This is a genomic window from Salibacterium sp. K-3 (assembly GCF_054052005.1).
This window is the reverse complement of sequence record NZ_JBSVZE010000003.1, coordinates 143571-165698: the sequence shown is the minus strand read 5'-3', so window position 1 is coordinate 165698 and position 22128 is coordinate 143571. Positions and strand designations below refer to the sequence as shown.

19 protein-coding genes are annotated in these 22128 nt (G+C 46.4%); 15 read left to right on the top strand and 4 right to left on the bottom strand.

Annotated elements, in window-relative coordinates; genetic code table 11:
• Positions 1-116 precede the first annotated feature (116 nt).
• Both ACW9JV_RS16425 and ACW9JV_RS16420 read left to right on the top strand, forming a co-directional pair.
• Complete coding sequence (locus tag ACW9JV_RS16425; RefSeq protein WP_457336407.1) at positions 117-1535, top strand: S-layer homology domain-containing protein; 1419 nt, start codon at positions 117-119, stop codon at positions 1533-1535.
• 206 nt (positions 1536-1741) lie between these two features.
• A complete protein-coding gene (locus ACW9JV_RS16420) occupies positions 1742-3181 on the top strand; it encodes a phospholipase D family protein (RefSeq protein WP_457336405.1) in 1440 nt (479 codons plus the stop codon).
• Between the two features lie 14 nt (positions 3182-3195).
• Here ACW9JV_RS16420 and ACW9JV_RS16415 read toward each other — a convergent pair whose 3' ends face one another.
• Complete coding sequence (locus tag ACW9JV_RS16415; protein WP_457336403.1) at positions 3196-4020, bottom strand: ABC transporter permease; 825 nt, start codon at positions 4018-4020, stop codon at positions 3196-3198.
• A gap of 16 nt (positions 4021-4036) precedes the next feature.
• On the bottom strand, positions 4037-4969 hold the full coding sequence (locus ACW9JV_RS16410; RefSeq protein WP_457336400.1) for an ATP-binding cassette domain-containing protein: 933 nt from the start codon (positions 4967-4969) through the stop codon (positions 4037-4039).
• Positions 4970-5081: 112 nt separating this feature from the next.
• Here ACW9JV_RS16410 and ACW9JV_RS16405 point away from each other — a divergent pair, with 112 nt between their 5' ends.
• From ACW9JV_RS16405 to ACW9JV_RS16395, 3 genes are read left to right on the top strand one after another with little or no spacing between them, the layout of a single operon-like run.
• Positions 5082-5537, top strand: coding sequence for a MarR family winged helix-turn-helix transcriptional regulator (locus ACW9JV_RS16405; RefSeq protein WP_457336398.1), 456 nt, complete (start codon positions 5082-5084; stop codon positions 5535-5537).
• Positions 5538-5539: 2 nt separating this feature from the next.
• On the top strand, positions 5540-6070 hold the full coding sequence (locus tag ACW9JV_RS16400) for a macro domain-containing protein (RefSeq protein WP_457336397.1): 531 nt from the start codon (positions 5540-5542) through the stop codon (positions 6068-6070).
• Positions 6071-6095: 25 nt separating this feature from the next.
• Entirely contained in the window at positions 6096-7298 is a 1203-nt protein-coding gene (locus tag ACW9JV_RS16395) for a sn-glycerol-1-phosphate dehydrogenase (RefSeq protein WP_457336394.1), read from the top strand.
• A 61-nt stretch (positions 7299-7359) separates the two neighbouring features.
• Here the strand turns inward: ACW9JV_RS16395 and ACW9JV_RS16390 are convergent, their stop codons facing one another.
• Complete coding sequence (locus ACW9JV_RS16390; RefSeq protein WP_457336392.1) at positions 7360-8463, bottom strand: substrate-binding domain-containing protein; 1104 nt, start codon at positions 8461-8463, stop codon at positions 7360-7362.
• A gap of 266 nt (positions 8464-8729) precedes the next feature.
• On the opposite strand from ACW9JV_RS16390, the gene ACW9JV_RS16385 reads away from it, so the two are divergent.
• From ACW9JV_RS16385 to mmsB, 10 genes are all read left to right on the top strand, one after another.
• Entirely contained in the window at positions 8730-10076 is a 1347-nt protein-coding gene (locus tag ACW9JV_RS16385) for an ABC transporter substrate-binding protein (RefSeq protein WP_457336390.1), read from the top strand.
• Between the two features lie 75 nt (positions 10077-10151).
• Positions 10152-11087 carry a carbohydrate ABC transporter permease gene (locus ACW9JV_RS16380; protein ID WP_457336388.1) on the top strand — a complete coding sequence of 312 codons (936 nt, stop codon included), beginning with the start codon at positions 10152-10154 and terminating at the stop codon, positions 11085-11087.
• Between the two features lie 8 nt (positions 11088-11095).
• The gene (locus ACW9JV_RS16375) at positions 11096-11938 is read left to right on the top strand and encodes a carbohydrate ABC transporter permease (RefSeq protein ID WP_457337227.1); all 843 of its coding nucleotides are present in this window, start codon (positions 11096-11098) and stop codon (positions 11936-11938) included.
• 21 nt (positions 11939-11959) lie between these two features.
• The gene (locus ACW9JV_RS16370; protein WP_457336386.1) at positions 11960-12604 is read left to right on the top strand and encodes a YesL family protein; all 645 of its coding nucleotides are present in this window, start codon (positions 11960-11962) and stop codon (positions 12602-12604) included.
• A 25-nt stretch (positions 12605-12629) separates the two neighbouring features.
• Positions 12630-13589, top strand: coding sequence for a glycoside hydrolase family 43 protein (locus ACW9JV_RS16365; protein ID WP_457336384.1), 960 nt, complete (start codon positions 12630-12632; stop codon positions 13587-13589).
• Between the two features lie 51 nt (positions 13590-13640).
• Positions 13641-15158, top strand: coding sequence for an arabinosylfuranosidase ArfA (gene arfA / locus ACW9JV_RS16360; RefSeq protein WP_457336382.1), 1518 nt, complete (start codon positions 13641-13643; stop codon positions 15156-15158).
• Between the two features lie 25 nt (positions 15159-15183).
• On the top strand, positions 15184-16680 hold the full coding sequence (gene araA / locus ACW9JV_RS16355) for an L-arabinose isomerase (protein WP_457336380.1): 1497 nt from the start codon (positions 15184-15186) through the stop codon (positions 16678-16680).
• A gap of 105 nt (positions 16681-16785) precedes the next feature.
• Positions 16786-17862, top strand: a complete 1077-nt coding sequence (chvE, locus tag ACW9JV_RS16350; protein ID WP_457336378.1) for a multiple monosaccharide ABC transporter substrate-binding protein — start codon at positions 16786-16788, stop codon at positions 17860-17862.
• Between the two features lie 78 nt (positions 17863-17940).
• A complete protein-coding gene (mmsA, locus tag ACW9JV_RS16345) occupies positions 17941-19476 on the top strand; it encodes a multiple monosaccharide ABC transporter ATP-binding protein (protein ID WP_457336376.1) in 1536 nt (511 codons plus the stop codon).
• Between the two features lies 1 nt (position 19477).
• Positions 19478-20641, top strand: coding sequence for a multiple monosaccharide ABC transporter permease (gene mmsB / locus ACW9JV_RS16340; protein ID WP_457336374.1), 1164 nt, complete (start codon positions 19478-19480; stop codon positions 20639-20641).
• Between the two features lie 112 nt (positions 20642-20753).
• Here the strand turns inward: mmsB and ACW9JV_RS16335 are convergent, their stop codons facing one another.
• Positions 20754-22127, bottom strand: a complete 1374-nt coding sequence (locus tag ACW9JV_RS16335; protein WP_457336372.1) for a sugar porter family MFS transporter — start codon at positions 22125-22127, stop codon at positions 20754-20756.
• Position 22128 lies beyond the last annotated feature (1 nt).

The window sequence follows — 22128 nt, the reverse complement described above, 5'->3', positions numbered from 1 at the left end:
GATTGTTTTGTCATAAGTAAGAAGATATTTAAGTCGTTCCTCCTATAAATACTTTTATTGCAAAACCGATACAACAACTAGAAACAATGATGAAAGACAGAGGAGGACACAATGAGATGAAAGCAATGAAACGAGGAGCACTGGCTTTTATTTTTGCATGCAGTCTGCCGGGAGCGGCGCTGGCCAACAATCATCCCGGACAGATTCCAGAGCACGCAATGGAGAACATTCCTGATCACGCAAAGGAGAGAATACCGGAGGAGGCTGGTTTTTCAGACACAGACGAGGATTACTGGGCCGCGGAGTCTCTCGAGCGTATGAACGCAAAAGACATCTTCCAGGGGTATGAAGATGGAACGTTCCGGCCGGGTGAACCGGTGACCCGCATGCAGACGATTATTACAGCGGTGCGGATGCTCGGCCTGGAAGAAGAGGCGCAGCAGAAAGATACCGATACAGAGGTGGCTTTCGAGGATGCGGATCAGTATTTTGGCGATGGTAAAAACGAATGGGCGAAAGGGTATGTCCTTGTTGCGCTGGAACAGGGCTTGTTTGACACCAATGAAACGACCCTTGATGCGAATAAACCGGCGAAACGGATTTGGGTGGCAGCTACACTTGTCCGGGCTCTGGGGCTGGAAGACGAAGCGCTGGATGCGATGACAGAGACACCTGATTTTCAGGACGCGGAAGCTATTCCGGCCGGTGCTGTCGGTTATGCCAACGTGGCAGATGAAGAGGATATCGTGAACGGAACCGAAGAGGGACTGTTCCAGCCGAACAAGCCGATTACCCGTGCTCAGATGGCGACGGTCCTCGACCGTACCTATGATAACTGGCTCGACGAAGAAGGGGCAGCAGAGGTACGCGGAGAATTTACTGGAGTCCAGGAAGAAGAGCAGGTACTGACATTGACTGTAAACGGAACGGAAGAAACGTTCACGTATGATGAGGAACTGCTGGTGCAGTATGAAGGACGTTATATCACGCCGGATCAGCTTCAGGAGGGAGATGTATTATCTCTGCAGGTGCTGGAAAACGCCATTGAAGATGCGGCTGTAGTCACCGATGAAAGTACGGAGGAAGAGCCCTCACAGGAACCTGTGGAATCCAATGATGTACTATCCGTGAAAGTGGAAGCGGAATACAGCAGTGATAATGAACTGGAAATCAAATATGAACAATTCGACGGAGAGGCCTCCGCGAAAATCGAAGAGGACCTGGAAGACGGAGAGCGTGAACTAAAAGGAGAAGAAGCTCTTACTGTGATGGAGTCCTATCTGGAAGAATGGGACTTGCAGGCAGATATGGGGACAGAACAGGCTGTCGATGCTGTGAAGCAGTCGCTGGAGCAGCCGGAAGCGATAGAGAAACTGGAGATTAAGATCTCCTTTGCCGGTGGAGCAACGTTTGCTCATGAAGAAGAAAACGAGGCAGAACGCGGACCGGATGAGGACGAAGAAGAAGACGATGAGGATAAGGAAGATGACAGGGACGACGAAGATGAAGAAGATCGCAATGATCGAGATGACTGATTCTTACACAAAAGGGTAAAGAACGATTGAAAATCCGGACGATAGCGCATTCTCACGTGGAATGCAGTTCATCGTTCGGATTTTTTATGCTGTATATGCGCGTTACCGGCTCCGTCCTTTTTGAACGGATTGAAAAAAATGGTTCTATTTCCTGTGGTTTTTCCGTTATGATGAGGACAGATGATCGAAGAGAGAAGGGGAACGACATGAAAACGATAGCTGCCCGCCGGCCGGTGGTGACAGGAGTGTTTATCGCCGTACTGGCAGTGTTTTTTATATCCGTCTATCATGTGTATAAACCGATGCCGGAGGATACTTCTGTGGAAGGAGACGTTCACCGTACGGATGATGTTGAATTTCTGTATGATCTTACGTATCAGCAGAACGGGGAACAACGTAAGGAACAGAGAGTTTTTGACCGTGTCTTTGATATGATTCAGACAGCCGAAGACTTTATCGTTCTGGATATGTTTTTGTTTAACGGCCAGTATGATCAATCCATGAACTTTCCGGATCTGTCGGAACGACTGGCGGAGGCACTGGTCAAGAAGAAACAGAACAACCCGGACATGAAAATCGTTGTAATAACCGACCGGATTAATACGTTTTACGGTTCTTATTCCGCCGATATCCTTACGTCACTGGAGGAGGAAGGAATTGCGGTTTTTGAAACCAATGTCAAGCCGCTGAGGGACTCAAATCCGGCGTATTCCGGAGTGTATCGTACGTTTGTTCAGTGGTTCGGCACCGAAGGGAAGGGCTGGCTGCCGAATGCTTTCAGCCCGGATGCTCCGGATGTGACACTGCGCTCCTATCTGGAGTTGTTGAATTTCAAAGCGAACCACCGGAAAACAGTGATTACCGAAACGAGGGGGTTGGTGACGTCTGCCAATCCTCATGATGCCAGTGCCCGTCATTCCAATATCGGATTTGAAGTGAGGGGCGGGGTCCTTGAAGATATGCTGGAAACCGAAGAAGCTGTGGCAGAAATGGCAGGTGCGGAGGAAGGATTGTTTTCTTCGATGGAAATTGATTCGGATCCACCCGATCGTGGAGAATACGAACTACAGCTGCTGACAGAAGGGAAAATTGAGAAACATATCCTTCATGAAACAGCAGGAACCGAAGAAGGGGATCAAATCACGGTGGGAGCGTTCTATCTGTCTGATCGTGAGGTCATCCGTTCTCTGCTTGATGCAGCAGAGAGAGGGGTACGGGTGCGCCTGGTGCTGGATCCAAATAAAGATGCCTTCGGCCGCGAAAAAAACGGTATCCCCAACCGCCCGGCCGCAGCAGAACTGGTGGGGGAATCCTATGGCGCCGTTGAAGTGAAATGGTACAACACCAACGGGGAACAGTTTCACACGAAGATGGTTTATGTAGAAAAGGAGAGCGAAGACGTTGTGATCGGCGGGTCAGCCAACTATACGAAGCGAAACATCGGGGACTTTAATCTCGAAACGAATGTCAAAATAAGTGCGGCGTCAGACACGGAAGTGATGGAGGAGACGGACGCCTATTTTCAACGGGTATGGAACAATGAGAAGGGCCGTTATACTGCGGAATACGAAACATTCGCCGATGAATCGGCCCTTTCATACTGGTTCTACCGCTTTCAGGAATGGAGCGGTCTCTCCAGCTTTTAGCTTTATGCCTGCTGTTACGCATTGGAGCGGCGGAAGCTTAACGTTGCAAGCAGAACAAGCAGAACCGTGAAACCAAGCATGAACAGCACTTCTTCTGCCACGGTGACGCTGCGTCCGAATACGGTCAGGTTCAGTCCCATTGCTTCGCGGATCACCGGCGACAGGGAATCGGTATCAATCATGACCTTTTTCATAATATCCACGCCGTAGGTAACGGGGTTGACTTTCACAATGATGTCCATCCATCCGGGCATATTGTTGACCGGGAACAGCGCGCCGGATAAAAAGACCATCGGCATGACGAGCAGCTGAACGATGAGCTGAAACCCCTGCGTCGATTTCAGAAAGCTTGCTATAAGCAGACCGACGGAAGAGAGGGCGCAGGCGAGCAGAAACATAAACGGAATCACCTGGATGAGTGAGGTAATGGGATAACGGATCCCGAGCAGCGGAATCAAAAGAAACATCATGATGCCTTGAATACAGGCGACGGTGGAGGCGCCGAGCATTTTTCCGACAGCGATGTTCACCCTTGATACCGGGGAAACAAGTATCTCTTTCATGTAGCCGAAATCACGATCTTCAATAATGGACAAGGAGGAAAAGACGGAAGTCATCAATAAGGTCATGGCGACAATGCCCGGAAATACAAATTGAACATACTGAAAATCGGATTCTTCCGGTACCGTTTCACTGATTAACCCTTCCATGGTTCCGCTTAATCCGCCGCCGAAAATAAGCAGGAACAAAATCGGCATGCTGAAAGAACCGAAAAGACGGGCCCGGTCCCGGAGAAACTTGATAACATCCCGCTGCCAGATGGCAAATATACCTTCCATGTGTGTGTCCCCCGTTTCAGTTTTCGGAATGTTCGATATCACGGCCGGTGAACGACAAAAAGACGTCGTTCAATGTCGGTTTGCGGATGTTTAAATGCGTGACGGGAACGGACAGTTTTTTCAACAGCCCGGAGATAATCTGGTCACTGTCGGCTGTTTTTATTTGAAGGAGACTGTCCTGTCTGATGATTTCTGTGTCCTGCAGGTGTTGTTTCAGTTCTGCCTCGGCCTGGTCATTATCTTTGGCCGATAGTTCAATAATATCGCCGCCCACCTGTTTTTTTAACTCGCCCGGACTGTCTATCGTAATAATCTCTCCGTGATCCATAATCGCAATCCGGTCACTGATCTCGGCTTCATCCAGATAATGGGTGGTTAAAAACATGGTAATGCCTTCTTTTCGTTTCAGCCGCAGAATATATTCCCAGATATGGGCGCGTGTTTGCGGATCAAGTCCGACAGTTGGTTCATCCAGAAAGAGTACTTTAGGATAATGGAGCAGTCCCCGCGCAATTTCGAGCCTTCGTTTCATCCCGCCAGAGAATGTTTCCACTTTTTTCTTCCGGCTTTCGGGGAGGTCGACAATGTCCAGCACTTCCTGGATTCTTGCCTCCCTCTTATCTTTCGGTACACGGTAAAAGCGGCAGTGCAGCATCAGATTTTCCCCGGCGGTCAACTTTTCATCCAGAGTATTTTCCTGAAAAATTATGCCGATGCTCTCCCTGACTTTGCTGCGCTGTCTTGTGACATCATACCCGTTGATCGTAATATTTCCGTCGGTCGGGGCGAGCATCGTGCAGATCATATTGATCGTTGTACTTTTCCCTGCCCCGTTCGGTCCGAGGAAACCGAAAATCTCTCCCTGCTCTACGTTGAAGCTGACGTTTTTCACGGCGTGGGTATCTTTATAATGTTTATTCAGCCGGTCGACTTCAATAATAGTTTCCATGTCTTCCCCTGCCTTTTTTCGGATTACGCGGCTAAAATAGTTATGTTATTATAACTGTATTATCAAGTGCAGGAAAATACTTGTCAAATTTTGAAATGAAGAAGGGATTATCATGAACAAGGAAGAAAAACAGGAAATAGCCAGAGATCTTTTGACCTTGTTTCCGATGATCAATAAAAAACTGCTGCCGCCTTCCAAAACGAAACAGAACAGCGAATTAAGCGTTACCGACTTTTTTATATTAAAGGCGCTGGAAGATTGCGGCGATTTAACATCCACGGAGATCGGAAAAAAACTCCGTATCCAGAAATCCAATCTAACTCCCCTTGTGCAGAAACTGGAGGAATCAGGATTTGTTATCCGCACGCCGTCTTCGGCCGACCGCCGTGTGAAGTATATGAGCCTGACCAGCGAAGGGGCCGGCTGTCTGCAGAGGATTGCTGTGAAACTGGAGGAGGGAATGGAAAAAAGGCTCGAACATCTTCGGGAAGAAGATCTGATAAAACTGCAGGAGTCTGTGTTGCAGATGCATGACATTCTGGTGAAGCTCGATCAGGAAGAGGGATAAACATGCACGTACAACTTAATGGAATTGTGGTGGAATGTTTACAGGGAGACATTGCCCGCCAGAAGGATATGGAGGCGGTTGTTAATGCAGCGAATGCGGAATTGATGATGGGAGGGGGAGTTGCCGGTGCGCTGCACCGCGCGGCCGGTCCTGAACTGGCGGAAGCAGGGGCGCCAATGGCACCTATTCAGCCGGGAGAGGCCGTAACAACGGAAGCGTTCAACCTGCCGAATGATTATGTCATTCATTGCCTCGGTCCGGTATATGGCAGGGACAGGCCCGAAGAAGAGCTGCTCCGTGCCTGCTACCGAAACGCACTCCACAGGGCGGAAGAACATCACATCCAGAGCATTGCTTTTCCCTCCATTTCCACCGGATCGTTCGGGTATCCGGTCGAAGCAGCGGCATCGGCTGCAGCCAAAGAGGTTTATGAACAGAGCCGGCACCTGAAATCGGTGCAGGCGGTCCGCTTTGTTTTATTCAGTCAGCAGGACTTGAAGAGGTACGAAACGGCTTGGCAGCACCTGTTTTAATTATTGAGTGTGGAAGGAGAGCACGATGATGCTGAAACAAGAATTACAGAATCTTTCCGAAAACTGTTATGAAGGTTGTCCGCTTCCCGTGGAACACATGGAAGTCGAAAAAAACAGTCTTGCTCATATTACAGGTTACGTGAGAGAGAAAGGCTTCCAAAAGGTTGTCATCATAGAAGATACAAACACGAAAAAAGCTGCTGGGGATAAAATCGAGCAGTTGTTCGGTTATGCAAATACGGCTTTGGAGACTGTTCTTGCCCCGGAAAATGAGCATGGACAGGTCACGGCCGATGAAAGAACGTTAATACACATTTTTGTACATATTCCGGAAGATACGGAATGCCTGCTGGCGGTCGGCTCCGGCACGATTCATGATCTTACGAGGTTCGTCAGCGCCAATATGAAAATTCCGTTTATTTCGGTTCCGACCGCCCCATCGGTTGACGGTTTTACATCGAAAGGAGCCCCGTTGATTCTGAACGGGGTAAAGAAAACCATCCAGGCAGCTGCGCCGCTCGCTGTATTCGCTGATATGAATGTCCTTCGACAGGCACCCCGGGAAATGACGGCGGCAGGATTCGGTGATATGGCAGCGAAAGCAACGTCCCTGTTTGATTGGGATATTTCGCATCTCATCGCGGGGGAGCCGTACAATGAATGGGCCCGGCACGTTATGCAGAAAGCCTGGTTACAATGCAGGGACCAGGCGGAACAGATTGCCGGGAGGAAGGATGAGGGGCTGGCGGTATTGATGGAAAGCCTCCTATTATCAGGGCTTGTCATGATGACGCTTGATCATTCCCGGCCGGCTTCAGGAGCGGAACACCACCTTTCTCATTATTGGGAACTGGCCTTTCTGAAGGAGGGTAGAAAACAGAAGCTTCATGGAGCCAAAGTCGGTGTGGCCACCGCTGTCATTTCCGATTTATATAAACGTTCTTTCAGCAGACCGGAACAGATTCAGGTGGATGACCCGGTGTATCAACGCAGATGGGAAGAAAATCAGGAAGTGATTAAGCAGGGGATAGAGCGTATGCCGTCGTCCGGCGAAATGAGAGAACTGATCGGAAAAATCGGCGGGCCGGCTGTGCCTGAAGAACTGGGGCTGAGTCATGATCTGGTGCAGGAAAGCCTGAATGAAGCACACCATTTACGGGACCACCGTTGTACCGGATTGAAACTTCTGCATATGTCCGGTCGCAGCGCTCTCTCTTATCCCTTTTAAACACCTGGAAATATAAAAAAGAGCCCGCGCGGTGGTGCTGTACCACTATGCGGGCTCTTTTTCAGGTTAGAAGGGATCCGGTGGAGGGGGCTGCGGTGGAATGGCGCAGAACCAATTCCGGTTCATAGACCCAGGAATCATCCGTATTTTCGGTGTTGGATTCGATCCGGTCCATTATTAAGGAGGCAGCATCTTCCCCCATTTTCATTTTTGGATGTTTGATGGAGGCAAACTTGATCTCCGTCGTTTCCGTCAGAGGAGAATCATCAAAACCAATGATCGAAATGTCCTCCGGAACGGAAAGATTTTTTTCACGGATCACATTCAACACCTGGATCACGAGCTCGTCGTTGTAGCAGACAATGGCAGTGGGACGGTGTTCCGGCTGTTCCAGCAGTTTTCTTATCTGCTCCACGGGCCTTTCGAACTTCTCCGTTGTGGAATACGTGATAATCCGGTTCGGATCGACCGGTGCCTGCGCAGCACGATGGGCTTTCAAGAACCCTTTCATTCTTCTTGTACCCTGAATATCATCGTTTTTGAAAATCCCTGCAATGCTGCGGTGTCCCAGTTCCAGAAGGTGTTCTGTCTGCATATATCCACCTTTTTCATCATTCATAATAAGATGAAGCGGTTCAAGTTCTTCATAAAAGGCGTTAATCATTACAAATGGAATCTGCTGGTTCTCAAGGTTCAGGTAATAATTAATATTCGGGTTGGTAAACGCGCTGCGGGTCGGCTCAACGATAATTCCTTCGACATGCTGGCTTAAGATGTTTTCCAGCGCTGATTTTTCTTTTTCAAGGTCGTTGTTCGTGTTGAACAAAATGACGTTGTATCCCCCGGCACTTAAACGGCTTTCCGCCCCCTGGATAATATAGGGGAAGATGTAATCGGAAATATACGTTGTGATGATGGCAATGCTTTTTCTGGCTGGCTGCTGCAGGAAGCGGGAACGGTCGGCGCAGAACGTGCCGACGCCGTGCTCCCGGTACAGCCATCCTTCACTCACCAATTCCCCGATCGCCTGGCGTATCGTGTGCCGGCTGACGTCAAAATGATTTACCAGTTCGTACTCGGAATTTATTTTTTGGTGGGGAAGATAGGAGCCGTCGAGAATTTTGGATTTAATAAACTGTTTCACGTTTTTGTATTTAGGAGCCATAGTACACCTCACTGCAAGACTTTCTTCATTTTACTACACCGTACTTGAACGTACAACTTTATTTTATAGTAAAAGAATAACCATAGCGGTTGGATTTCAAACCTGTAGTGGAGAATTTTAAAAATTATTAGAAAGCGTTTGCAATAATTCCGGAAATGTGGTTAAATAAAAATATCTTATACGTACAAGTTAATATATTTGTTGATTTGTGGTTTTGTTGTACGAACAGGAAGGCGCTTGTGAACGAAAAAAAGGAGGGGACACTATTGAAAAAAGCATGGAGTTTGCTACTGGTTCCGGGGCTTTTCTTATCAGCCTGCGGAGGCAATGGGGAAGACGGTGGTCAGGAAGCCGGCGGCGGTGAAGCGGAAGATACCGAAGTCATCGGCTCCGACAGTGAAGAGGCAGAGGAGTTAACGTTCTGGACCTTTAATGAGCAGCATATCGGCATTTATGAACCGGCAGTGAAACGCTGGAATGAAGAAAACCCCGACCGTCCGATTCAATTGACGGCGGAAGTGTTTCCGATTGACCAGATGAATAACAATCTGCGGCTTGCGCTGCAATCCGGGGAAGGAGCGCCGGATATCGCGGACATTGAAGTCAGTTTTTTTGGAAGTTTTATGGAAGGGGAAGTTCAGTTTGAATCGATGAACGAGCAGGTGGAACCAGTGATTGATGACATGGTGACCGGAAGGCTTAATCTCTATTCCAAAGATGGCAATTATTACGGTCTCCCTTATCACGTGGGTGCCACGGTGATGTATTACAATGAAGAGATTATGAACGAAGCCGGAGTCGATATCGATTCTATTGAAACCTGGGATGATTACATTGAAGCAGGTAAGCAGGTTACGGCAAATACAGATGCGATGATGACAACGGTGGAGACAACAGACCAGTTTACGTTTTACCCACTCATCGCCCAGCAGGGATCGGACTATTTTAATGAAGATGGGGAAGTCATCCTGGATAACGAAACAAACGTAGAAACCCTTCAGTTTATGAATGACCTGATTTATGAACACGAAATCGCTGAGGTTGCACCAGGCGGTGATCATCACGAAGAACAGTATTACGGCTATATGAATGACGGCGGGGCTGCTTCGGTATTAATGCCGATGTGGTATATGGGCCGGTTCATTGATTACATGGAGGATCTGGAAGGTAAAATGCAGATCCGCCCTCTGCCAAGATGGGAGGAAGACGGCAACCGGACATCCGGCATGGGAGGCACCGGTACGGTTGTGACCAATCAGACAGAAAATCCGGAGCTGGCCAAAGAATTTCTGGCCGAAGCGAAGCTGACGGAAGAAGGAAATATTGACCTTTGGACGGAACTTGGCTTTGATCCACCGATGTATTCGGTCTGGGATAGTGAGGAAATGAGAGAAAGCAATCGCTATTATGAGTACTTCCATGACGACATCTTTGATATGTTGATCGAACTGAATGATGAGGTGGAAGGATTGAATATTACACCGGCGACATCGGATGTGACGAATGAACTGAACACGAACATTCTGAATAATGCGGTACGGCAGCAGAGTCAAACGCCGCAGGAAGCACTCGAAGCAGGAGCAGAATCTGTAAGGAGCGGTATGAGGGAATAACAGCAGCTTTAACAGGGGGGAAGGTTTCCCCTTTTCCCTCCTTCTATTAAGCAAAGGGAAAGGAGGATATGGACATTGGAGCCATCGACTTCTACTTCTACGGAACATATAAAAACGAAACCAACGTCGAAAGTGTGGAAGTTTCTTACGTCCAGAAAAGCAGCACCTTATGTATTTGTTACTCCATTTATTGTTTCATTTCTGCTGTTGTTTCTCTATCCGATGATTCAGGCATTCATTATGAGTTTCCAGCAGGTACTGCCGGGACAGGTGGAGTTTATCGGCCTGCGAAATTATGAGCGGTTGTTTAATCCTGATTTTTACCGGGCGTTGATCAATACCAGTATTTATGTCTTTTTTACGGTCGTTATACTGGTCGCACTGCCTGTGATTCTGGCTGTGTTTCTTAACAGTAAATTGCTGAAATTTCGTAACTTTTTTCGTGCCTCTTTGTTTGTGCCGGCTTTGACGTCTGTCATCGTAGCAGGGGTTATATTCCGGATGATGTTTGGGGAATCAGAAACTGCCGTCATGAACGAAATTCTCGGGTTTTTCGGTATCTCGCCGGTGGACTGGAGGTATGGTTCGGTCTCGGGAATGTTTTTAATGGTAATGCTTGCTTCCTGGCGCTGGATAGGCGTGAATATTCTTTACTTTCTCGCCGGACTCCAGAATGTACCGGAGGAATTGTATGAAGCAGCGGATATCGACGGTGCCAGTGCTGTGCAGAAGTTCTTTTCAGTTACCCTGCCTTCCCTGAAGCCGGTTGTTATATTCGTCTCCACCATCACCATCATCAACGGTTTCCGGATGTTTGAAGAGAGCTTTGTCTTTTGGCAGAACAACTCTCCCGGTAATATCGGGTTAACGGTGGTCGGTTACATTTATCAGGAAGGCATTTCCCAGAATGATATGGGATTTGGCGCCGCTATCGGTGTTGTACTGATGATTATCATTTTTATTATCAGTATACTTCAACTCAAATTTGTCGGCGCATTTAAGGAGGATTGATGCAGGCAATGACTGCTGTAAAAGAGAAATGGATGTCTATAGCCGTAACGATTATATTCGCCGTTATCACGATTATTGCCCTGTTTCCGATTATCTCCCTGGTTGTTGCATCGCTGCGTCCGGCTTCAGGACTGATGAGGGAAGGACTTTCGCTTCTTTTCGACCCGGCGGAGTTAACGATCAGCAACTACTTATCCATTTTTTCAGAGAACGGACAGCAGTATTGGCGCTGGTACATCAACAGCCTGTTAATCAGCGGGATGTTAATTGTATTATCCCTGTTCTTTTCTTCGATGGTCGGGTATGCGCTTGCGATGTATGAGTTTAAAGGCAGGAATGTTCTTTTTGTGCTCGTACTTTTTATACTCATGATTCCCTTTGAAATTCTGATGCTTCCGCTCTATAAGCTGATGATCTCACTCAGTCTGATTGATTCCTATCTCGCGGTGATGCTCCCGCTGATTGTTGCGCCGATTGCCGTCTTCTTTTTCAGACAGTATTGTCTGGGGCTGCCGAAAGAGTTGATGGAGTCGGCCAGAATTGACGGGTGTACGGAATACGGGATCTTTTTCCGGATCATGGCACCCCTTATGGGTCCTTCGTTTGCAGCGATGGCTATTCTGCAGGGACTGACGAGCTGGAACAACTTTTTATGGCCGCTTCTGGTGCTTCGTTCCAGTGACATGTTTACGCTGCCGATCGGCCTTGCAACGCTGTTGACCCCTTATGGAAACAACTATGAGCTATTATTTTCCGGGTCTGTACTGACGATTATTCCGATTATTATCTTATTTTTGTTCTTCCAGAAATTTTTCATTTCCGGCCTTACCGTCGGTGGAGTGAAAGGATAATCCTATCCGGGAGGTGGATCTATGCTGGAGAAATCGGTGACGGTGCTGGATGACATATTCCGCTGGATCTCACGGCTTGCATTACTCAACCTTTTATGGCTGCTGACCAGCCTTGCCGGGCTGATTGCGGCCGGTGTCTTTCCAGCGCTCTCCGCGATGCTTGCGGTTACAAGGAAATGGGTGCTGGAAGGAACGGAATTTCCGTTGATAAAAACATACTTGTACCAGGTGAAATGTGATTTCTGGAAAGCAAATGCAATCGGCTGGATGCTGACGGGGACGGCAGGACTGCTTTATGTGAATTACGAGGTGCTCATGCAGTGGGATGTCCCGTTTTCCGTCGTAATCACGGCAGCTTTTTACTTTCTTGTTTTTCTATTTCTGCTTGTCGTGGTCAATATCTTTCCGTTGTTTGTCCACTATGAGGCAGCAATCGGCAGTCTGTTTAAAAATGCTCTTATCATAGGATTTGCCAGGCTTCCTTTGACCATTGTTTTTTTGTTTCTTCTAGGCGGAATGGTTTATTTCAGTGCTGCACTGCCGGCTGCTTCCCTGTTTTTTTCCGGAAGCCTGGTCAGTTTTACAGTGATGAAGCTGATGCTGTGGTCATTGAAAAAGGTGGATGCGCGGATACCTGCAGAGGAGGAAATGAAATATTCGGGTTAAAAATCCGGAGGAGAGGGGCGTTCTCATGAACAAACGGAAATGGGTTGTTTCAGCTGTCATTTTGTCAGTGCTGCTTGTTGGAACGGTGATGTATCAAATGAATGTCGAAGCGTCTCATTGGGATGTGGACGACGATACGATTGCGCATGATCCGACGTTAATCGAAGAGGACGGGACCTGGTATACCTTTTATACCGGAGAGGGTCTGCAGCTGACTACGTCAGGAAACGGTACGGAGTGGAATCTGCAGGACCCGGTCTTTGATGAACCGCTTGACTGGTGGTCCGATTATGTACCGGAGCAGGATTATAACGATGTCTGGGCGCCGGATGTCAGCAGCTACAACGGCCGGTACTGGCTCTATTATTCCATTTCAAGTTTTGGACAGAATACTTCCGCCATCGGTCTTGTTTCGACGGATTCGATCGAAAATGGGGAGTGGAGAGACGAGGGCATGGTTGTTAACTCCACGAGCGGGGACAACTTTAACGCGATTGATCCCAATATGAGCACGGATCAACAGGGGAGGCCATGGCTTGCTTACGGCTCTTACTGGAGCGGTTTGAAACTGACACGTTTAAATGAAGACACGATGAAACCAGAGGGTGAAGTTCACGACATTGCGCAGCGCGAAGAAAATGACAGGTCCATTGAAAATCCGATGATCACCTATAAGGACGGCTGGTATTATCTTTTTGCGTCCATCGATTATTGCTGCCAGGGAGTGGACAGCACGTACAAAATCGTCGTCGGCAGGTCGGAGAATATTACCGGTCCGTATGTTGATAAAGAAGGTACTCCGATGATGGAAGGCGGCGGAACGGTGATCGACAGCGGCAATGACAGATGGGCGGGGCCGGGAGGTCAGTTTGTATATGAAAACGAAGTTATTGCCCGCCATGCCTATGATACAGAAGACGATGGAACGCCCAAACTGCTGATCAGTGATCTTCAGTGGGATGATCAGGGCTGGCCTTACTATTAAAAAATGATTTGTACGTATAAGATGGAAATCAATAATAGAAAGAGGGGTAATATGGCAGAACAGCTGACACATGCAAAAATGGTCGTCGACAAAGATTTTAAAGTATCAGAGATTGATCCAAGAATCTATGGTTCATTTATTGAGCATCTCGGACGTGCGGTATACGGAGGCATTTATGAACCGGACCATCCGGAAGCGGATGAACATGGATTCCGAAGCGATGTGCTGGACCTGGTGAAAGAACTGCAGGTGCCAATCGTCCGTTATCCGGGCGGGAACATGGTATCTGCCTATAACTGGGAAGACGGGGTCGGGCCGAAAGACGAACGTCCGAACCGCCTGGAACTTGCCTGGCGCTCGATTGAAAATAACCAGGTCGGTACCAATGAATTTGTGGATTGGGCCAAAAAAGCAGGGACAGACGTGATGATGGCGGTGAACCTCGGGACACGCGGAATTGATGCTGCGAGAAACCTGCTCGAATACACCAACCATCCGGGGGGGGCCTACTATAGTGATCTCCGCCGAAAACACGGTTATGAACAGCCGCATAATATTAAGACATGGTGCCTCGGCAACGAAATGGACGGTCCGTGGCAGCTGGGCGGTAAAACGGCAGAGGAATACGGCCGTCTCGCTTACGAAACCGCCAAGGCGATGAAACTGGTGGATCCCGATATTGAACTCGTCAGCTGCGGCAGTTCCAGTTCCGACATGCCGACATTCCCGCAGTGGGAAGCAACGACCCTGGAACATACGTATGAATATGCTGATTATGTCTCCCTGCATCAATATTACACAAACTATGAAAATGATACGGCCAACTTCCTGGCCCGTTCCCTGGAAATGGATCACTTCATCCACACAGTCATCTCCACGTGTGATTATATCAAGGCAAAGAAACGAAGCAGAAAGACAATCAACCTGAGTTTTGATGAATGGAATGTCTGGTTCCATTCGACCGGCGCGGATCAGAAGGTTGAACCATGGCAGGTGGCTCCACCGCTGCTGGAGGATGTGTACACGTTTGAAGATGCAGTGCTCGTCGGCAGTCTGCTTCATACTCTCCTGAAACACTCGGACCGGGTGAAAATGGCATGCATGGCACAGCTTGTCAACGTTATTGCGCCGATCATGACAGATAACGGCGGAAGAGTATGGAAGCAGACCATCTTCTATCCTTATTACTACACGTCGGTCTACGGCCGCGGCACTGCACTAAAGCCGGTCGTTGACTCTCCGAAATATGACAGCAAAGATTTCACGGATGTACCGTACCTGGATACGTCTGTTGTTTACAACGAAGAGAAAGAAGAGCTGGTTGTCTTTGCGACAAACCGGCACCTGGAAAATACATTAAAAGTGGACTGCGATGTCCGATCGTTTGAAGGGTTCGAAGTGACAGAACATGTGGTGCTCGAACATGACGATCCCAAAGCGGTGAACACTATCGGACAGGAACAGGTCAAGCCGCATCATCACGGAAAATCCTACATGGAAGATGGGCATCTGCAGGGAATCCTGCCGAAAATGTCCTGGAATATGATCCGCCTTCATAAACAGAAGTAATACATCTAAGGGGAGTGGAGAAACGATGATCAAAACAAAAGAATATGAGATATGGTTTGTGACAGGCAGCCAGCATTTATACGGACCGGAAACGCTTGAAATCGTGAAAGCTCATTCTGAAGATATCACGGCCGGACTTCAGGCGGATGAAGCGATCTCGACACCGATCCGCTTCAAGCAGGTGGTAACCACCTCCGATGAAATCCTGACCCTTGTCCGCCAGGCAAACAGCGACGACAGCTGCGCCGGAATTATCACGTGGATGCACACCTTTTCGCCGGCAAAAATCTGGATTGCAGGATTAAAAGCCCTTCAGAAACCGCTGCTTCATCTGCATACCCAGTACAACGCGGAAATTCCGTGGAATGACATCGATATGGATTTTATGAACCTGAACCAGTCGGCCCACGGGGACCGGGAATTCGGGTTCATGACAGCCCGTCTGGATATTCCACGGAAAGTGGTGGCAGGCCACTGGCAGCGTCCGGAAGTAAGAGAACGGGTCGGACGCTGGGCCAAAGCGGCAGTCACTGCTTCGGAAGGACGGAATATTAAGGTGGCAAGATTTGGTGACAATATGAGAAATGTCGCCGTAACGGAAGGAGATAAAGTTGAAGCGGAAGCTGTCTTCGGCTGGATCGTGCAGGCCCACGGGATCGGTGATCTGGTCGACTATATTGAGCAGGTGGAAGAAGAAAAAGTGGAAAGTATTATAAATGAATACAGGGATAAGTACCACATACCCGAAGACATCCAGAATGATCAGGAAAAGTGGGAAGCCATACGGGAACAGGCCCGCATTGAAGCCGGCATGGAAGCCTTTCTTGAGGACGGCGGGTATACGGCGTTCACTACGAACTTTGAAGATCTGCACGGGATGAAACAGCTCCCCGGCCTTGCGGTGCAGCGGCTGATGGAGAAAGGCTACGGTTTCGGCGGGGAAGGCGACTGGAAAACGGCCGCGCTTGTCCGCGCCATGAAAGTGATGGCAGAAGGAAGGAATACCACCTTCATGGAGGATTATACGTATCACCTGGAAGAAGGCAGGGAACGGATTTTAGGATCTCATATGCTGGAAGTCTGCCCGACCATTCAGCAGCCCGGAGAAAATCCTGAAGTTCAGGTTCATCCGCTTTCGATGGGAGATCGGGAAGACCCTTCCCGGCTTGTGTTCAACAGCCGCGCCGGCCGTGCAGTGAATGCATGCCTCATTGATTTGGGGGACCGGTTCCGGATAGTCCTGAATGAAGTGGAAGCAGAATCTGTTCCCGAGGCAATGCCACACCTGCCAGTTGCCAGGGTACTCTGGAAACCGCAGCCAAATCTGCAGGATTCGGCGGAATCCTGGATTCTTGCAGGAGGTGCACATCATACCTGCCTGTCCTATGCTTTGACAAGCGAAGATCTTCAGGACTGGGCGGAGATGCACGGTGTCGAATGTATTGTCATCGATGAGAATTCAAAGCCGAGGGAAGTACAGAAAGAAATACGGCAGAATGAGTCATACTGGATGAAAAGTTAATTAGTATCAAAGATTGGGAGGGATGAAAAGTTAACGTTTTATATTGAATGATATGTAAGCGCAAACATTTCTCGGGGAATTTCAATTTATAAGGGGGAAAATGACTTGAGAAACATTTTGGTTTTACTCAGTTCCGTATTGTTATTAGGTTTGCTGGGAGCTTGTGGTGGAGAGGAAACGGGCGGAAGCGGCGGAGAAACGATAGGAATTTCCATGCCGACTCAATCATCTGAACGTTGGGTGAACGATGGAGAGAATATGGTAGCTGAATTTGAAGAACTAGGGTATCAGACAGATCTTCAGTACGGCGAGGATGTGGTAGAAGACCAGGCTTCACAAATTGAAAATATGATTACAGAAGGGGTGGATGCTCTTGTTATTGCCCCCATAGATGGAGAAGCCTTAACTAACGTATTGGATATGGCTGAGAACTCTGATATCCCGGTGATTTCTTACGACAGATTATTGATGAACCACGAACATGTCAGTTACTACGCTACATTTGACAATTTTGAAGTCGGTGTATTGCAAGGGGAATACATCGTAGAAAACTCTGGACTGAGTGATGGAGAAGGACCATTAAATATTGAACTATTCGCGGGGTCGCCGGATGATAATAATGCATACTTTTTTTGGGACGGAGCAATGTCCGTTCTACAACCGTATATAGAGTCCGGTGAATTGGTGGTGAAAAGCGGTCAAACCAATTTTGATCAGGCAGCTACTCCGCAATGGAGTGGGTCAGACGCTCAAGAAAGAATGGATAATATTTTAAGTTCTAATTATTCTGATGACGAGGTGGACATTGTCTATTCTCCATTTGATGGTATCAGTCTCGGTGTCATTTCTTCTTTAAAGTCCGTTGGTTACGGCACAGAAGAAAAGCCGCTTCCCTTAATTACAGGTCAGGATGCTGATACTTCTTCTGTTCAATCTATTATAGACGGAGAACAGACGATGACAATCTTTAAAGATACCAGAGCATTAGCGGATAAAGCAGTAGAAATGACGGAAGCTGTTTTAAATGGTGAAGAAGCAGAGGTTAATGATACGGAAACGTATGATAATGGAAAAAAAGTAGTTCCTTCTAACCTTCTAGAGCCGGTGCCGGTGGATAAAGACAACTATGAAGAAGTATTAATAGAATCCGGCTACTATACCGAAGAAGACTTCGATATGTAGTTATTATTAAAACGCATAATGAGTTGGGTTCGTACCAACTCATTATGTTAGTTAAATGATTTAAAGGAGGATAGATTGATGGAACAAACAATCCTCGAAATGAATAACATTACAAAAACATTTCCTGGTGTGACAGCCTTAGAAGACGTAAACATTAAGGTAAATAAAGGTGAAATACATGCACTTGTTGGAGAAAACGGGGCAGGCAAATCAACATTAATGAAAGTTTTAAGCGGAGTCCATCCTTATGGAACATATACGGGAGAAATATATTTTAATAATGAACGAAGTGAATGTAAAAACATTAATGACAGCGAAAGTCACGGAATTGTTATTATCCACCAGGAATTAGCCTTAATACCAGAATTATCTGTTGCTGAAAATATTTTTTTGGGAAATGAACAGTGCAGCCGAGGAATTATTCATTGGAACAAAACAATCTTAAAGACCAGAGAATTATTACAAAGAGTAGGTTTGTATATATCTCCTGTTGAAAAAATAAAAAACATCGGTGTGGGCCGCCAGCAGTTAGTTGAAATTGCAAAAGCCATATCTAAAGAAGTAAAACTTTTAATATTAGATGAGCCGACTGCTGCTCTCAATGAAGAAGACAGTGAAAACCTTTTGAACTTACTTTTGGAGTTTAAGAATCAAGGGATTACTTGTATATTAATATCTCATAAGCTAAAAGAAGTCATAAAAGTGTCAGACAAATTGACAGTTCTCAGAGATGGACAAACGATTGAAACACTTTCATTAACTGAAAACGAGGTGACAGAAAATAAAATCATTCAATTAATGGTAGGTAGAGATTTGTCAAATATTTTTCCTGAAAGAAAATCAGCAATAGGAGAAAAAACATTTGAAATAAAGAATTGGAACGTTTTCCACCCTCAACAATCAGAAAGAAAAATATTGGATGATATTAATCTGCATGTGAACAAGGGGGAAATAGTAGGAATCGCTGGATTAATGGGGGCTGGAAGAACAGAGCTTGCTATGAGTCTGTTCGGGAAAGCTTACGGTAAAAAAATATCAGGCGATATGTATATAAAGGGAAAAAGTGTTCATTTACGGGATGTGAATGCAGCAATAAAACATCATCTGGCCTATGTATCAGAAAACCGCAAAGAGTATGGACTAATATTACATGATAATGTGAAACACAATTTGACTTTAGCTAATTTGAAGAAGATTTCGAAAAATAATGTGACACAGGAACATGTAGAATATAATGCAGCAGTTACTTTGAAGAACCAAATGAATATTAAAGCTTCCAGTGTAGAGCAAACAGTTATTAACCTAAGTGGTGGAAATCAGCAAAAAGTAGTTTTGGGAAAATGGTTGTTCACCGAGCCTGACATTTTAATATTGGATGAACCCACTCGGGGAATTGATGTTGGGGCAAAATATGAAATTTATAAAATTATTAATCAATTAGCGGAAATGGGCAAGAGTATCATTATGATTTCGTCTGAGCTTCCGGAATTACTAGGTGTTTGTGATCGGATTTATTCGCTTAGTAACGGAAGAATTTCTGGAGAGGTGAATCAGAACGAAGCTGACCAGGAAATATTAATGGAATATATGACGTCTGAGTATGGGGGGAACTAACATGGAATCTGTGAGAACTATTTTTTTCAATAACTTCCGAAAATATGGCATGATTATTGCGTTGATAGGGATTATGCTGCTGTTTCAAATCTTAACCTCCGGGACTTTACTGACCCCGTTAAATGTGACAAATATTATCATGCAGAATAGTTATATCATTGTACTGGCTATAGGCATGATGCTTATTATCATTACTGGTAATATTGATCTATCCGTAGGCTCTGTCGCTGCTTTTATTGGAGCATTATCAGCTATCATGATGATATCCTTTGATCTGCCTGTGCTTTTGTCTGTGTTTTTATGTTTGATATTTGGTGCGCTTATCGGAGCCTGGCAGGGATTTTGGGTAGCATATGTAAGTATTCCGTCATTTATCGTTACATTAGCAGGTATGCTGTTGTTCAGGGGGCTGACATTAGTGGTTCTTGATGGCCAGACCATTTCCTCCTATCCTGAAAGTTTCAAGGCCATCAGTACAGGTTTCATTCCTGATATTACTCCGGATAACCCATTAAACGTACTTACAATTATAGCTGGTATTGTATTTTCGATCATATATGTTGCTTATGAATGGAAAACGAGAAAAGATCAAATTAAATATGGTGTGCTGTCAAGTGCCTTTTCCTTATTTATAGCAAAAGTAATAATGCTTACCATTGTCCTCCTTACACTTACTTACGTTTTAGCATCGTATGCAGGGATTCCCTACATTTTAATGATTCTTCTTGCTCTAATCGTCGGTTACACTTTTCTGATGAATAACACGATATATGGAAGGCATATCTATTCACTCGGTGGAAATGAGCCGGCTGCTAGATTGTCAGGTGTTAAAACAAAGAAGATGACCTTCTGGGTATTTGTCAACATGGGTATCTTTTCGGCACTATGCGGCCTGGTATTTTCTGCCAGGTTAAATGCGGCAACTCCTACGGCAGGTAACTTGTTTGAGCTGGACGCTATTGCCGCAGCATTTATCGGTGGTGCTTCCATGAAAGGCGGTGTCGGAACAGTATTTGGAGCCGTTATTGGAGCATTGGTAATGGGTATTTTAAATAATGGAATGTCACTAATGGGAATAGGGACAGATTGGCAGCAGGCCATCAAAGGCCTGGTACTGTTGGCGGCTGTAGCTTTTGACATTGTAAGTAAAAATAAAAGTTCGTAGAATAACTTCATAAATGCAGCATATTATATAAGGAAGGAACTGCTTTTTGAACAGTTCCTTTCCATTAATTAAAATTTACATATTATATATTTTTTTTCGTATCTGCGCTGGTTTAGTAACTGATATAACGTTTTTCGGGCTTCCAGATCGTTTCGATTTCTTCGAGTGATTTGTTTTTCGTTTCCGGCACGATGGTCATGACGAAAATGTAGCAGATGGCACAGATAACAGCGAACATCCAGAATGTAAACGCACCGCCAGCGTTGTTAATGAGCATTGGGGTAAATTGCCCGATAGCGAAGTTTGCTCCCCATAAAAACATAGTGGCGATGCCTACTGCTTTGGCGCGTAAATAGTTCGGGAAGATTTCCGGGATCATGATCCACGGAATAGGCCCCATGGAAATACAGAAGGCAGCGGTGAATCCCATAATAGAAATAAGCCCCCAGACTCCCTGAATATCGAAGTAGAAAACAATCCCGATTAGAACCATGAAAACCGCCATAAGGCTGGAACCTACAGCCATCAACTTTTTCCGTCCGGCTTTATCAATAAGGAAAATGGCGACAATGGTGAAGATAAGCTGCACCGTTCCAATTAAACTTGTAGCGAGAAATTCGGTGTTATTTTCAAAACCCATCATGTTGAAAATAGTAGGACCATAGTATGTTACCGCATTCATGCCAATCACTTGATTAAACAAAGCCAAAAAGATACCCAGCAGCATGGCTTTACGAAGGCCGGGACGAAGCAGTTCACGGATGGAGGTGCTGGTTTCCATGTCGATTGAAGCCTGTATGGAGTTCAGTTCTTTTTGAGCCGTTTCACTTCCGTTTATACGCTGCAGCGTCTGCAGGGCTTCGTTTGTCCTCTCATTTTTAACCAGAAACCGTGGGCTTTCCGGTATGAAAATAAGAATCAGAAAGAATAAAACACCCGGTATCACACCATAGCCAAGCATCCATCTCCATCCTGTTTCCAGTCCCCACTGATAACTTCCGGAGTTTGCTACAGCAAGGTTAATATAAAAGGTGGCGGAAATACCGATGATGGTAAATAACTGATACATCGAGCCCAGTCTTCCACGAATATTGGGAGGGGCACATTCGGCAATGTATGTAACGGACAGCGCAGAAGCAAACCCGATTCCGAGTCCTCCCAGAAATCTTGCCAATATAAGGGAGAGTACGCCGCCGGCCAAAGCAGACCACCCAGCTGATACCGCAAAAATGATACCGGATACCATCAAAATCTTTTTTCTGCCAACGCGGTCACTCAAGAACCCTGATATTCCAACCCCGATCACTCCTCCGACCATAACACTGGAAATAATGATACCTTCCATAGCCGGACTTAGATCATAAAGGTCCTGAAGAAACGTAATGGCTCCTGATATGACAGCGGTATCAAATCCGTATAAAAAACCGGCCATACCAGCTGCAGAAGCAATTAAAACGATGTACCATAAAGACTGCCTGCTTCTCATG